The 14,266-nt window shown below is 72.8% G+C and carries 12 protein-coding genes; 7 read left to right on the top strand and 5 right to left on the bottom strand.

Features of this window, described 5'->3' with window-relative positions:
* Positions 1 to 79 precede the first annotated feature (79 nt).
* Genes ACUP6Y_RS08040 through ACUP6Y_RS08025 form a run of 4 tightly spaced genes read left to right on the top strand, consistent with a single transcriptional unit; the run spans position 80 to position 6,364 of the window.
* Positions 80 to 1,324: a molybdopterin molybdotransferase MoeA gene (locus tag ACUP6Y_RS08040; RefSeq protein WP_462555265.1), complete on the top strand. Its 1,245-nt coding sequence runs from the start codon at positions 80 to 82 to the stop codon at positions 1,322 to 1,324.
* A 20-nt stretch (positions 1,325 to 1,344) separates the two neighbouring features.
* Positions 1,345 to 3,351: a maltotransferase domain-containing protein gene (locus ACUP6Y_RS08035; RefSeq protein WP_462555264.1), complete on the top strand. Its 2,007-nt coding sequence runs from the start codon at positions 1,345 to 1,347 to the stop codon at positions 3,349 to 3,351.
* Entirely contained in the window at positions 3,348 to 5,045 is a 1,698-nt protein-coding gene (treS, locus tag ACUP6Y_RS08030) for a maltose alpha-D-glucosyltransferase (RefSeq protein ID WP_462555263.1), read from the top strand. Before ACUP6Y_RS08035 ends, treS begins: the two co-directional genes overlap by 4 nt.
* Positions 5,042 to 6,364: a maltokinase N-terminal cap-like domain-containing protein gene (locus ACUP6Y_RS08025; RefSeq protein ID WP_462555262.1), complete on the top strand. Its 1,323-nt coding sequence runs from the start codon at positions 5,042 to 5,044 to the stop codon at positions 6,362 to 6,364. The genes treS and ACUP6Y_RS08025 overlap by 4 nt, the downstream gene beginning before the upstream one ends.
* A gap of 4 nt (positions 6,365 to 6,368) precedes the next feature.
* On the opposite strand, the gene ACUP6Y_RS08020 is transcribed toward ACUP6Y_RS08025, so the two are convergent.
* Together ACUP6Y_RS08020 and ACUP6Y_RS08015 are read right to left on the bottom strand one after the other, a co-directional pair.
* The gene (locus ACUP6Y_RS08020) at positions 6,369 to 6,716 is read right to left on the bottom strand and encodes a PIN domain-containing protein (RefSeq protein ID WP_462555261.1); all 348 of its coding nucleotides are present in this window, start codon (positions 6,714 to 6,716) and stop codon (positions 6,369 to 6,371) included.
* On the bottom strand, positions 6,717 to 7,970 hold the full coding sequence (locus ACUP6Y_RS08015; protein WP_462555260.1) for a multidrug effflux MFS transporter: 1,254 nt from the start codon (positions 7,968 to 7,970) through the stop codon (positions 6,717 to 6,719).
* A gap of 45 nt (positions 7,971 to 8,015) precedes the next feature.
* Between ACUP6Y_RS08015 and glgB the strand changes: the two genes are divergently transcribed.
* Together glgB and ACUP6Y_RS08005 are read left to right on the top strand one after the other, a co-directional pair.
* Positions 8,016 to 9,941, top strand: a complete 1,926-nt coding sequence (gene glgB, locus ACUP6Y_RS08010; RefSeq protein ID WP_462555259.1) for a 1,4-alpha-glucan branching protein GlgB — start codon at positions 8,016 to 8,018, stop codon at positions 9,939 to 9,941.
* Positions 9,942 to 9,945: 4 nt separating this feature from the next.
* A complete protein-coding gene (locus ACUP6Y_RS08005) occupies positions 9,946 to 10,731 on the top strand; it encodes an NUDIX domain-containing protein (RefSeq protein ID WP_462555258.1) in 786 nt (261 codons plus the stop codon).
* On the opposite strand, the gene ACUP6Y_RS08000 is transcribed toward ACUP6Y_RS08005, so the two are convergent.
* Positions 10,655 to 11,581, bottom strand: coding sequence for an EamA family transporter (locus tag ACUP6Y_RS08000; protein WP_462555257.1), 927 nt, complete (start codon positions 11,579 to 11,581; stop codon positions 10,655 to 10,657). The genes ACUP6Y_RS08005 and ACUP6Y_RS08000 overlap by 77 nt on opposite strands.
* Positions 11,582 to 11,654: 73 nt before the next feature.
* On the opposite strand from ACUP6Y_RS08000, the gene ACUP6Y_RS07995 reads away from it, so the two are divergent.
* A complete protein-coding gene (locus ACUP6Y_RS07995) occupies positions 11,655 to 12,554 on the top strand; it encodes a LysR family transcriptional regulator (RefSeq protein WP_462555256.1) in 900 nt (299 codons plus the stop codon).
* Here ACUP6Y_RS07995 and ACUP6Y_RS07990 read toward each other — a convergent pair.
* Positions 12,541 to 13,272, bottom strand: a complete 732-nt coding sequence (locus ACUP6Y_RS07990) for an EI24 domain-containing protein (protein ID WP_462555255.1) — start codon at positions 13,270 to 13,272, stop codon at positions 12,541 to 12,543. The genes ACUP6Y_RS07995 and ACUP6Y_RS07990 overlap by 14 nt on opposite strands.
* A complete protein-coding gene (locus ACUP6Y_RS07985) occupies positions 13,272 to 14,249 on the bottom strand; it encodes a co-chaperone YbbN (protein ID WP_462555254.1) in 978 nt (325 codons plus the stop codon). Before ACUP6Y_RS07985 ends, ACUP6Y_RS07990 begins: the two co-directional genes overlap by 1 nt.
* Positions 14,250 to 14,266 lie beyond the last annotated feature (17 nt).

Here is a 14,266-nt window from a genome sequence, read left to right as displayed (position 1 = left end):
GTGCAGACGGGCGGGGTGGAGTCATGGGGGCCGCCTCGCCCGTCGTTCACTGGCTCGGCCGGGGCCTAGGCTGATCGCGATGAGCACGCCAGCGCCCCTCCGCCCGGTCCCCGATCACCAGCGTCACGTCGCCGCGCTCCTCGCGGCGGCCCACGGTCCGGGCCGGCCCTGGCCGACCGAGACGGTCCCGCTGGACCAGGCGCGCGGGCGGGTGCTCGCAGCGACGGTGACGGCGCCCGAGCCGCTGCCGGCGTTCGACAACTCCGGCATGGACGGGTACGCCGTCCGTGCCGCCGAGGTCGCGTCGGCGACCCCGGACTCCCCCGTCCGCCTCCCCGTGGGCGACGACATCCCCGCCGGTGCGCCGGTCGGCGAGCTCGCGCCGGGGACCGTACGCCGGATCATGACCGGCGCGGCCGTCCCCCGGGGCGCCGATGCGGTGGTCGAGGTGGAGGTGACCGACGGCGGGACCGGGACGGTCGAGATCCGCGCGGCCCGCCCCGCCGGCAGCTTCGTGCGCACCGCCGGGTCCGACCTGGCGGTGGGCCAGGAGGTCCTCGCGGCGGGAAGCACGCTCGGGCCGGCCCAGCTGGGGGTGCTGGCGGCCTTCGGCGTCCACCAGGTCGTCGTACGACGACGCCCGCGCGTCCTGGTCGTCTCGACCGGGTCCGAGCTCGCCGAGGACCCGGCGCCCGGCTCCGGGCAGATCCGCGACGCCAACGGCGTGCTGCTGGCGGCCGCGGTCGAGGACGCCGGCGGGGTGGCGGTGCGCCGGCTGTGGGTCGAGGACGACGTGCCGACCTTCCTGGCGCTGCTCGACGGCGAGCTCGCCGGGGGCGACGTGGACCTGGTGCTCACCAGCGGCGGCGTGAGCGCCGGGGCCTACGAGGTGGTCAAGGACGGCCTGGGGCCGCGCGGGGTCGAGTTCGTGAAGGTGGCGATGCAGCCCGGCATGCCTCAGGGATCGGGCCTCCTGGACGAGACGACCCCGGTGGTCTGTCTGCCCGGCAACCCGGTCAGCGCGCTGACCTCGTGGGAGGTGTTCGTGCGGCCGGCGCTGCGCCTCGCCCTCGGGCACCCGCGCCCGTACCGCGCCGTCGTCCGGGCCACCCTCACCGAGCCGCTCCAGCCGCTCCGGGGCAAGCGCCAGCTGCGCCGCGCCCGCCTCGACCGGACCACCGGGACGGTCGCACCGTGGGGTCCGCCGGGCTCGGGCTTCCTCGGCTGGTTCGCCGGCGCCGACGCGCTCATCGACCTGCCCGCCGACGGCGCGGCGCTCTCGGCCGGCGACCAGATCGACGCCTGGGACCTGACGTCTGACTAGCGACTCGATAGGTTCGAGTCATGGTCGGACGCATCCCCGTGATCGACGTCGAGCCGGTCCTCGAGGCCGGCACCAACAACCCCACCGAGAACGGCCGCCTGCCGGTCAAGGCCGCCCTGGGTGAGCCTTTCCCGGTCAGCGCGACCGTGTTCCGCGAGGGACACGACCGCCTCGGAGCCGAGGTGGTGCTGACCGGCCCCGACGGCGTACGACGACCACCGGTGCGGATGCAGGCGCTGCCGACCCGCGACCGGTTCAGCGTGGACCGCTACGAGGCGTGGGTGAGCGCCGACACCGAAGGTGCCTGGTCCTTCGAGATCCACGCCTGGTCGAGCCCGCTCGGCACCTGGTTCCACGACGCGGGCGTCAAGATCCGCGCCGGAGTGGACGTCGAGCTGATGTTCGCCGAGGGCCGGCTGCTGTTCGAGCGGGTGCTCGCCGGCGGCGGGCTCACCAAAGCCGAGCAGAAGACCGTCCGGGCCGCGATCGCCGCCGCCGGCGACACCGCCCGGCCGGTCGAGGCCCGCCTCGCCCAGCTCGAGTCCCCCGAGGTGATCACCGCGCTCGAGGCGCACCCGCTGCGCGACCTGCTCACCGTCGAGGGCCCGTTCCCGGTCTTCGTCGACCGCCCCCGCGCGCTGTTCGGCAGCTGGTACGAGCTGTTCCCCCGCTCCGAGGGCGCCACCTACGACCCGGTGACCGGCGAGGTCGTCAGCGGCACCTTCCGTACGGCGGCCGAGCGGCTCCCCGCGGTCGCCGCGATGGGCTTCGACGTGGTCTACCTGCCGCCGATCCACCCGATCGGCGCGGTCAACCGCAAGGGCCCCAACAACACGGTGCTGCCCGACGGCGAGCCCACGCCGGCGGACTGGAAGGGCTCCCCGTGGGCGATCGGGAGCAGGGACGGCGGCCACGACGCCGTCCACCCCGACCTGGGCACGATCGCGGACTTCGACGCCTTCGTCGCCGCGGCCAGGGCGCTCGACCTGGAGGTCGCGCTCGACCTGGCGCTGCAGTGCGCCCCGGACCACCCGTGGGCCGCAGCGCACCCGGAGTGGTTCACCACCCGCGCCGACGGGACGATCGCGTACGCCGAGAACCCGCCGAAGAAGTACCAGGACATCTACCCGGTCAACTTCGACAACGACCCGGCCGGCATCTCCGCGGAGGTGCTGCGCGTCGTACGGCACTGGATGGACCACGGCGTGCGGATCTTCCGGGTCGACAACCCGCATACCAAGCCGGTCGCGTTCTGGCAGTGGCTGCTGGCCGAGGTCCGACGTACCGACCCCGACGTGCTCTTCCTCGCCGAGGCGTTCACCAAGCCGCCGATGCTGCAGACCCTCGGCGCGATCGGGTTCCACCAGTCCTACACGTACTTCACCTGGCGCACCGAGAAGGTCGACGTCGAGGACTACCTGCGCGAGGTCTCCCAGGAGTCGGCCCATCGGATCCGGCCGAACTTCTTCGTCAACACCCCCGACATCCTCCACGAGTTCCTGCAGTACGGCGGACCGGGCGCCTTCCGCATCCGCGCGGTGCTGGCGTCGATGTCCTCGCCGTCGTGGGGCATGTACGCCGGGTACGAGCTCGGCGAGCACGTCGCGGTCAAGCCGGGCAGCGAGGAGTACCTCGACTCGGAGAAGTACCAGATCCGGGTCCGCGACTGGGCGGCGCCGAGCCCGTTGGCGTCGTACGTGACCCGGCTCAACGAGATCCGGCGCGCCCACCCCGCGCTCCAGCTGCTGCGCAACCTGCGCCTGCACCAGACCGAGGACGACCACGTCGTCTGCTGGTCCAAGACCGCGGGCGACGACACCGTGCTCGTGGTGCTCAGCCTCGACCCCCACCAGGTCCGCGAGTCGATGGTCCACCTCGACCTGGCCGCGCTCGGCCTCGAGCCCGGCACCTCGTTCACGGTCCACGACGAGCTCAGCGGCAGCGAGTGGACCTGGACCGAGAACAGCTACGTCCGGCTCGATCCCGCGCAGCCGGCGCACATCCTGACCGTGAGGGGGCGCGCATGACCACGGCCGAGTCCATCGTCTTGAACGAGGAGCCGGAGTGGTTCCGGACCGCGGTCTTCTACGAGGTGCTGGTCCGCTCGTTCCGCGACTCCAACGCCGACGGCACCGGCGACTTCCGTGGGCTCACCGAGAAGCTCGACTACCTGCAGTGGCTGGGCGTCGACTGCCTGTGGGTGCCGCCGTTCTTCACCTCGCCGCTGCGCGACGGCGGGTACGACGTCGCCGACTACACCGACATCCTCCCGGAGTGCGGCACCACCGACGACTTCCACGCCTTCCTCGACGCCGCCCACGAGCGCGGCATCCGGGTGATCATCGACTTCGTCATGAACCACACCAGTGACGCGCACCCGTGGTTCCAGGCCTCGCGCAACGACCCCGACGGGCCGTACGGCGACTTCTACGTGTGGTCCGACACCGATGAGCTCTACCAGGACGCGCGGATCATCTTCGTCGACACCGAGCCGTCGAACTGGACCTGGGACCAGACCCGCAACCAGTACTACTGGCACCGCTTCTTCCACCACCAGCCGGACCTCAACTTCGACAACCCGGCCGTGCATGACGCGATGCTGGAGGCGATGGCCTTCTGGCTCGACATGGGGCTCGACGGCTTCCGGCTCGACGCGGTGCCGTACCTCTACGAGCGCCCGGGCACCAACGGCGAGAACCTGCCGGAGACCCACGAGTTCCTGCGCAAGGTGCGCCGCTTCGTCGACGACAACTACCCCGGCCGGGTGCTGCTGTGCGAGGCCAACCAGTGGCCGACCGACGTCGTGGAGTACTTCGGCAACCCGGACGTGGGTGGCGACGAGTGCCACATGGCCTTCCACTTCCCGGTGATGCCGCGCATCTTCATGGCGGTGCGCCGCGAGTCCCGGTTCCCGATCTCGGAGATCATGGAGCAGACGCCGGACATCCCGTCGGGCTGCCAGTGGGGGATCTTCCTGCGCAACCACGACGAGCTGACGCTCGAGATGGTCACCGACGAGGACCGCGACTACATGTGGGGCGAGTACGCCAAGGACCCCCGCATGAAGGCCAACATCGGCATCCGCCGCCGGCTCGCTCCCCTGCTCGACAACGACACCAACCAGATCGAGCTGTTCACCGCGCTGCTGCTCTCGCTGCCCGGCTCCCCCGTCCTCTACTACGGCGACGAGATCGGGATGGGCGACAACATCTGGCTCGGCGACCGCGACGGCGTCCGTACGCCGATGCAGTGGACCCCCGACCGCAACGCGGGCTTCTCCTCCGCCACTCCCGGCAAGCTGCACCTGCCGGCGATCCAGGACCCCGTCTACGGCTACCAGAGCGTCAACGTCGAGGCGCAGCTGGAGAACCCCTCCTCGCTGCTGCACTGGACCCGCCGGATGATCCACATCCGGCGCCAGCACGACGCCTTCGGCCTGGGCACCTTCACCGACCTCGGCGGCTCCAACCCGACCGTGCTGTCGTACGTCCGCGTGCATGCCGAGGACGACGTCATCCTCTGCGTCAACAACCTCTCCCGCTTCCCGCAGCCCGTCGAGCTGGACCTGCGCCGCTTCGAGGGGCGGGTGCCGGTCGAGCTGCTGGGCGGGGTTCCGTTCCCCCGGATCGGCGAGCTCCCGTATCTCCTGACGCTGAGCGGGCACGGCTTCTACTGGTTCCGGTTGACGGATCCGGAGACGACGGGGAGGCCGGTGCTGTGACTGCCTCGCTCCTTGCGCCGTTCCTCGAGCGCAGCCGCTGGTTCGGCGGCAAGGGACGCGCGTTCACGGTCACCGGCACCCGCGAGCTGCTCCGCCTCGGCGCCGCGCCGGAGGTGGCGCTGCTGCTGGCCGAGGTGAGCTACGACGGCGGCGACCGGGAGCTCTACCAGGTCCCCCTCGCGCTGTACGACGAGCCGCAGGATCGGCTCGAGCACGCGCTGGTCGGGCGCTGGCCCGCCGAGGACGGCCGATTCGCGTACGACGCCCCGGCCGACCGGTCCGCGACGGCCCACCTGCTGGCGGCGTTCGGCACCCGGCCCGGCTTCGTGCGGCTGCCCGGGCACGATCTCGACCTGGACGCCCCCGGATCGCTGTTCAGCGGCGAGCAGTCGAACTCCTCGGTGCTGTTCGGCGAGGACTCGGTGCTCAAGCTGTTCCGCAAGGTGACGCCCGGCGAGAACCCCGACATCACCACCCACCGGGTGCTCACCGAGGCCGGGTCGCCCCACGTCGCCCAGCTCTACGGCTGGATCGAGGTCGAGGACCTGCAGCTCGGGATGCTCCAGCAGTTCCTGCGCACCGCCAGCGACGGCTGGGACCTGGCCCTGGCCAGCGTGCGCGACCTGTTCGCCGAGGCCGACCTGCACGCCGAGGAGGTCGGCGGTGACTTCGCCAGCGAGGCCGCCCGCCTCGGGGCCGCCCTCGCCGAGGTGCATGCGCAGCTGCGCGCCTCCTTCCCGACCGTGACGCTCGCCGGCGCCGAGCTGGCCACCGCCATGGGCGACCGACTGGCGGCAGCGACCGAGGTGGTGCCGGAGCTGGCGGAGTACGCCGGCGCCGCGCGGGAGGTGTTCGCCGCCGTCGCCGGGCTGGGCGAGGTACCGGTCCAGCGGGTCCACGGCGACCTCCACCTCGGCCAGACCCTGCGCACCGTGCTCGGCTGGAAGCTGGTCGACTTCGAGGGCGAGCCCGCCAAGCCCCTCGCCGAGCGGGTCCTGCCCGACTCCCCTTGGCGCGACGTCGCCGGCATGCTCCGCTCGTTCGACTACGCACCCCATGCCGTCGCCGAGTCGATGCCCGAGGAGGACCCCGACGTGCTCCACCAGCGCGGCGTCCGGGCCGACGAGTGGGCCCGGCGCAACCGCAAGGCGTTCCTGGCGGCGTACGGCGGGGAGGGCGGACTCGGGGACGTCGAGCGGGCGCTGCTGACGGCGTACGTCGTCGACAAGGCGGTCTACGAGTGCGTCTACGAGGCGCGGAACCGGCCCACCTGGCTGCCGATCCCGCTCGCGGGCGTGGCTCGGCTCACCGCCGGCTGAGACCTCAGACCCGGCAGACCTCGAGACGCGGATGCGCGCGGGCCAGGACCTCGAAGTCGTCGTCCTGGGTCACCACCGGGATGCCGTGCTCGATGGCCGTGGCGGCGATCAGTGAGTCCGTGAGCCGGACAGCGCGGTGGACCCCCGCCTTCTTGCAGTCCGCCACGATCCACGCCCACGCCACCATGACCGCTTCGGTGATCGGGATCGGATCGGCGGCCCTGGCCAGCGCCAGCGTCTCGGCGCGGCGTGCCCGCAGCTCGGCGTCAGCGATGCTGCGCGACCGGAGGTCGGCAGGGCGGCCCCAGCCGCGGTAACCGGCGTTGCCGAGCCGGCCGCGCGCACCTCGCACCTACAGCAGCTCCACCGGCTCCCGCTCGCCCACGTCCCCGGAGACCGCGAAATCGCGGTCCTCGAGGGCGCAGTGCCACGCCCACAGCAGCTGGCCGGCGCTGACTCCGACGAGGGCGGCGACGGCGAAGCCGAGGGCCGAGCCGCCGATGACGGGTACGACGGCGACGGCCGTGACCGCGTTGAGGACCAGCGCCACGAAGGTGGCCAGCGAGACGACGGCGCCGCGGCGGCTCGGGAAGCGGTCGAGGAGCATGAGCTGCAGGGTGGGATAGGTGATCCCGTTGCCGAGGGCGATGAGCGAGACACCCACGACCGCCCACGGCAGCCGATCGCCGGCACCGACGCCGGCGACGACCACCCCGACCACGCCGCCGGCGAAGGACGTCGTGCAGCCCCAGGAGACGACGCGGCGTGCGGAGATCCGACCGGCGGCGCGGCCGCAGAGCCAGGAGCCGAGCATCATCGAGCCGATCATCGGCACGAACAGCTTCCAGAAGTCGAGCTCACCCTGGCCGAGGACGTCGACGACGAAGATGGCGGCGCCGCCGATGTAGAGGAACTGCGCGCCGAAGATGAGGGCGGTGGCCCAGCCGAGGCGGTGGAAGGCGCCGACCCGGCCGACCTCGACCAGGCCGCCGAGCACGGCGCCGACCCGCAGCGCGACCCGGCGCTCGCGCGGGTGGGTCTCGGGCAGGAGGAAGAGCACCGACAAGATCAGCAGCACGCCGAGGCCGGCCTGGAAGGCGAAGATCAGCTCCCACGGCCCCAGCTGCAGCAGTGCCCCGCCGAGCAGCGGCCCTACGGCGGGCGCGAGGCCGAAGATGACCGAGACCCGGCTCATCAGCCGTTGCGCCTGCGGCCCGTCGAAGAGGTCGCGGATCACGGTGCGGCTGACGATGGTCGCGCCACCGGCGCTGAACCCCTGCAGGGCGCGGAACAGCAGCAGCACCGGCAGGCTGCCGGCCACCACGCAGCCCAGCGACGCGAGGACGTAGACCAGGATCCCGCCGATCATCACCGGGCGCCGGCCGACGGCGTCGGAGAGCGGGCCGTGGAACACGCTCATCAGCGCGAACGAGCCGAGGTAGACGGTGACGATGAGCTGCAGCGCGCCGGTGTCGACGTCGAGGTCGCGCCCCATCTGCGGGAACGCCGGGAACGGCGTGTCGATGCTGAACGGACCGATCATCGACAGCATCGCCAGGACCGCGGGGACGAGGACGGTGTACCGCCGGCCGATGCGTTCGCTCACGCACGCATCATTCCCGATGACCCGCACCCGGCTAGACTCGGGGAGATGCCGCCCGCTGAGCGCAGCACCTCCGCAAGCACCCTCGGTGAGATCGACCTCCACCTGATCGGGGAGGGTCGGCACGAGCTCTTGTGGCACGTCCTCGGCGCCCACGTCCGCGAGGAGCCGGAGCCAGGTGTCAGCTTCGTCGTCTGGGCCCCCAACGCCCGCAACGTGAGCGTGGTCGGCGACTTCAACGGCTGGGACGGCAACGCCCACCGGCTGAGCCCGATCGGCTCGGGCCTGTGGGAGGCGTTCGTCCCCGGCGTCGGGTCCGGGGCCTCGTACAAGTACGTCATCGAGGGTGCCGACGGTCTGTGGCGCCACAAGGCCGACCCGATGGCCGGCTACGCCGAGGTGCCGCCCGCGACCGCGTCCCGCGTCTTCACCAGCACCCATGCCTGGCAGGACGACGCCTGGCTCGCCGCCCGGGCCACCAGGCAGCCGGTGGCCGAGCCGATGGCGACCTACGAGCTCCATCTCGGCTCCTGGAAGCGGCACCCCGACGGCTCCTTCTGGTCGTACGACGAGCTGGCGGCCGACCTCCCGGCGTACCTGGCCGATCTCGGGTTCACCCACGTCGAGCTGATGCCGGTCATGCAACACCCGTTCGGCGGCTCCTGGGGCTACCACGTCACCGGCTACTTCGCCCCCGACGCCCGCTTCGGCGACCCCGACGGCTTCCGCCGGCTCGTCGACGCCCTGCACGGCGCCGGCATCGCCGTGATCCTGGACTGGGTGCCCGGCCACTTCGCGACCGACGACTGGGCGCTGGTCCGCTTCGACGGCACGCCGCTCTACGAGCACCCCGACCCGCGGCGCGGCTGGCACCCCGAGTGGGGCTCGCACATCTTCGACTTCGGCCGCCCCGAGGTCCGCAACTTCCTCGTGGCCAACGCGCTGTACTGGCTCGAGGAGTTCCACGTCGACGGCCTGCGCGTCGACGGCGTCGCCTCGATGCTCTACCTCGACTACGGCCGCAAGGACGGCGAGTGGACGCCCAACGAGCACGGCGGCCACGAGCATCTCGAGGCCGTGCGGTTCCTGCAGGAGCTCAACGCCACGGCCTACAAGCGGGTCCCGGGGATCGTGACGATCGCGGAGGAGTCGACCGCCTGGCCGGGGGTCACGGGGGCGACGTCCGGTGGCGGGCTCGGCTTCGGGTTCAAGTGGAACATGGGCTGGATGCACGACAGCCTGCGCTACCTCGCGCACGACCCGGTGCATCGCTCCTACCACCACGGCGAGATGGCCTTCTCGCTGGTCTACGCCTTCTCCGAGAACTACGTGCTCCCGCTCAGTCACGACGAGGTCGTCCACGGCAAGGGCTCACTGGTGCGCAAGATGCCCGGCGACCGCTGGCAGCAGCTCGCCACCCTGCGCGCCTACCTCGCCTACATGTGGGCCCACCCCGGCAAGCAGCTGGTGATGATGGGCACCGAGCTGGCCCAGGAGACCGAGTGGGCCGAGGCGCGCGAGCTGGACTGGTGGCTGCTCGCCAAGCCGGACCACGCCGGCGTCCGCGACTTCGTGCGCGACCTCAACGCCCGCTACCGCGCGGAGCCGGCCCTGTGGCGCCTCGACAACGACCCGGCGGGCTTCGCCTGGATCGACGCCCAGGACGCCGGCCACAACGTCTTCTCGTTCGTCCGCCGCGCCGGGGACGCCGGCAGCCCGGACCTGGTCTGCGTCACCAACCTCGCCGCGGTCCCCCACGACTACCGCCTCGGCCTCCCGGCCGCCGGCGACTGGGTCGAGCTGCTCAACACCGACGCGACGACGTACGGCGGCAGCGGGGTCGGCAACCTCGGCGTGGTCCACGCCCACCCGGCCGGGCCGTTGGAGTCGGGCGCGCCCGGCGGCAGCCCCGCGTACGCCGACCTCGTGGTGCCCCCTCTCGCGACACTCTGGTTGCGCTCACCCATAGGGTGACCTCGTGTCCGAGCAGCCACAGATCAGCCACGCCACCGTCGACGACGGCATCGCCCGGCTGACCTGGACCTCGGACCTGACCGAGCGCGGCTGGCAGGCAGCCGTCGACGTGGTCCGCCGCCAGGTGGCCTCCGCCCTGACCGACCACGACCGGGTCGAGGTGAAGGTCGCGATCGACGACGCCGAGGCACAGCGGATCGCGACCTGGTCGGGCCTGCGCCGCGAGGGGGTGCAGCGCGGCCGGGCCGGCGACGTGGTCGTCTACGCGCGGCTGGTCGACGACGTCCCGGTCCACGAGCCGGGCGGGTTCCGGGCCCTGCTCAACTCGTTCCTCCCCCGCAAGCGCGGGATCGGCCAGATGCTGGTGCGCGACGCCGACGGGTCCGACGGGGCCGAGCCGCGGGTGCTCATGTGCAACCTGACCTACAAGAGCGACTGGGACCTGCCCGGCGGCGTGGTCGAGGTCGGCGAGTCGCCTCGAGTCGCGGTCAGCCGGGAGGTCGAGGAGGAGCTCGACCTCACCATCGAGGCCGGGCCGCTGGTGCTGACCGACTGGCTGCCGCCGTGGGGCGGCTGGGACGACGCGCTGTGCCTGGTCTTCGACGGCGGCGTGCATCCGGCCTCGATCGTGCAGCAGATCGTGCCGCAGGCCCGCGAGATCAAGACCGCCGACTTCCTCACCCTCGTCGAGATCGACGAGCGGGCGGCCGACTTCACCGCGCGGCGGGTGCGGGCCGCTCTGGCGAGCCTGGCCGGGGCGGGTCCGGCCTATACGGAGTCGGGGCGCTGATCGGCCGTCGCTGGGCGACCAGCACCCCGAGCACGAGCACCGCTCCCCCGGCCAGCTCACCGGCCGACGGCACCTCGTCGAGCAGTGCCCACGCGGAGCCGATCGCGACGGGCGGGACGAGCAGGATCCACGGCACCACCGCCGCCGACGGGTTGCGCGAGAGCAGCGTGTTGAAGATCCCGTAGCCGACCAGCGAGGCCAGGCCCGCGGTGTAGAGCGTGGAGACCGCGGCCCGCCAGCCGAAGGCGCCGACGCCGTCCGCGACCGCCGCCGGGCCGTCGACGACGAGGGAGAGCAGGACCAGCGGGACGGGGACGACGAGCGCCGACCACACGGTCAGGGACAGCCCACCGGTGGCACCCGAGGCGCGGGAGACGACATTGCCGATCGCCCACATGAGGGCCGCCAGCAGGCACAGCAGCAGCGCGACCGCGGGGACGTGACCGCCGCGGCCGAGGCCGACGACGACCAGCCCGACCGCGCCCAGCACCACGCCGAGTGCTTGCGGTCGGGTGGGCCGCTCACGCAGTACACCCGCGGCGAGCACGATGGTCAGCACCACCTGGGCCTGGAGCACCAGTCCGGCCAGCCCGGGCGGCATCCCGGCGTCCATGGCGACGTAGAGGAAGGCGAACTGGCCCAGCGACATGAAGGTCCCGACCGCGACCACCGTCCGCCACGGCACCGGCGGCGGGTCGAGCAGGAACACGGCCGGGACCACCACGGCGAGGAAGCGCGCGGCGAGGAAGAGCAGCGGCGGGACCTCGCCCATGCCCCAGTCGATGACGACGAAGTTGAAGCCCCAGATGACGGCCACGAGAGCGGCGAGGGACTGGTCACGGCGACTCACGTCGTCCAGCATTCCGGTCTGAACGTTGAAGTACCAGCAAACAGATCTGCCGCGAAAGATGTAGCGTCGCTGCATGATCGATCTGGACGCGCTGGCCGGCCTGCGCGCCGTCGCCACCCACGGCTCGGTGGTCGGCGCGGCCGCTGCGACCGGGTACACCCCGAGCGCCATCTCCCAGCAGGTCAAGCGGTTGGAGAGGCAGACCGGGGTCCCCCTGCTCGAGCGGGTCGGCCGCGGCGTGATGCTGACCAGCCACGGCCAGCACCTCGTCGACGCCGGCGAGCAGGTCCTCGCCGACCTCGAGCAGCTCGAGACGAGCCTGCAGCAGCGCGCCGGCGTCGTCGCGGGCCGGATCCGGCTGGCCGCCTTCTCCACCGCGATGCGCGGGCTGGTCGCGCCGATCGCCCGCAGCCTGCGCGACGCCCACCCCGGCCTGACCCTGACGTTGCGCGAGGCCGAGCCGTGGGACGTCGTCGAGCTGGTCGCGAGCGGGCAGGTCGAGCTCGGGATCGTGCATCGTTGGGGCGGCGTCCCGCTCGCGATCCCCGACCATGTCGCCGCCACCGCTCTGCACGGCGACGTCGCCGACCTCATTGTCCACCGCGACGACCCGCTGGCGGCCCGGCCCGGGGTCACGCCCCACGACCTGCTCGGCGTCGGCTGGATCGCCACCCCCGAGGGCACCATCTGCCGCCAGTGGCTCTCGCGGATGTACGACGGCACCGGCCGTCCGCCGCGGATCGCCCACGTCTCCGCGGAGTTCGAGTCCCATCTCGCCCTGGTCCGCGCCGGGCTCGGCGTCGCGCTGATCCCCCGCATGGGCCGCGCGGCGCTCGGCGACGACCTGGTCGCCGTACCCGTGGCGGAGCCGGAGCCGGTGCGCCTCATCGACGCGCTGCACCGCCGGACGATGGCCGACTCGCCGGCCGTGCGGGCGGTCCTGGCGGCCTTCGACGGGGTCAGCGCGGGCTGAGCTCCAGCGCCTCGCGGGCGAGGTAGGTCGCACCCGCCACCGCCGCGGGCATCACCAGGATCGCGCCGAGCGGCACCAGGAAGCAGGCCTGCACGCAGACCCCGAAGCCGAGCATCGCGCCGCGGTGCCGGCGCATCAGCGCCGCGCGGGCCGCGCGGTCCATGCCGCGCGCCTCGAGCGGGCGGGAGACCAGCTCGCCGGCGAGCAGCCGGCCGGAGACGACCAGACCGAGCGCGGCGCCGACCACGGTGCCGACGACGGGCACCAGCCCGAGCAGGAAGACCCCGATCGTGGTGACGATGCCGAGCACGACGAGCACCAGGCCGTCGAGCGCGCCCCGGACCCAGCCGACGCCACGGTCGGGCACCTCGCCGCCCAGCGACAGCTCGACCTCCTTCCAGATCCGCTCGTAGAAGGGGTCGCCGACGGCGAGGGTGAGCCCGGTGAAGGTGACGATCGCCAGCATCACCGCGCCGGCCAGCACCAGCAGGTAGAGCGCGCCGCGGAACAGCCCGCGCACGGCGCCGTCCCATCCGTCGGCGAACGGCGTCGCCCAGCCGACCAGGTCGTCGGCGTACACCACGAGCACGACGAGGAGCACGGCCACCAGCGCGGCGACGAGCACTGCGGGCAGGATGCCGAGGAGCATCAGCGCAGGGCGCTCGCGCCAGAGACGGAGCCCGCGCAGGAGGTACCCCGCGCCGCGCCCGAAGCCCATCAGAACAACGCGGAGGCGAGCGCCTGGCGGCCCTTGAGGACCCGCGGGTCGTCGTTGCCGACGGCCCCGAAGAGGCCGACGAGGTGCTCGCGGGCCTGGTCGCGCTCCTTGCCCGCCGTACGACGGACCAGCTCGACGAGCCGCGCGAAGGCGTCCTCCACGTGGCCCCCGAGCATGTCGAGGTCGGCGACCATGGTCTGCGCGTCGACGTCGTCGGGGGCCGCGGCCGCCGCGGCCCGGGCCGCGTTGAGGTCGACCCCCTGGGTGCGCTGCAGCACCTTCGCCATCGCCAGCCCGGCGGCGGCCTCGTGGTCGACGGGGTTGGCGTCGACCAGCTTCTGGTACTCCGCGACCGCGGCGTCGATGTCACCGGCCGCCAGCGCGTCCTGCGCCGGGACGTAGCGCGGATCGATCTCCGGCTCCTCGCCCTCGGCGACTTCGGTGCCGCCGGCGGCGCCGAAGGCGTTGGGCTGGTGCCGTCCGGTGATGCCCTGGGCGGTGAGCTGCTGGGCGAGCTGGTTGAACAGCGCCCGGATGTCGTCGATCGGCGCGGCGCCCGGGATCGGCTGGGTGGCCGGGCGGCCGTCGAGGAGCACCAGCATCAGCGGCACCGGCAGTTGGGGGATCTGCATCGCCTGCCCAACGACACTTGCCAGCTGCGGCACCGCGTCGACGTCGATGCTCGCCGCCAGGAAGCGGCCGTCGTACTCGTCGGCGACGGTGGCCACGTCGAGCGCGAGCTGCGCGCTCTCGGGCGACTGCGACGGCGAGGCGAAGACCAGCACGACCGGAGCGGTCATCGACGCCTCGAGCACGCTCTGGAAGTTGGCCTCGTCCACCGCGACGGAGTACGCCGAGGTCGAGCCGCCGGAGCCGGAGCCACCCGCGGGCGCCCCCGGCGCGCCACCGGCGGGCGGGGTGCGCTTCAGCGCGGACAGGTCGATCGCTCCAGGGCGGGAGAACGGCTGCTGCGTCATGGGCGCAATCCTACGGA

The organism is Nocardioides sp. S5-5 (assembly GCF_054954065.1).
This window is presented reverse-complemented; position numbering and strand designations above follow the sequence as displayed.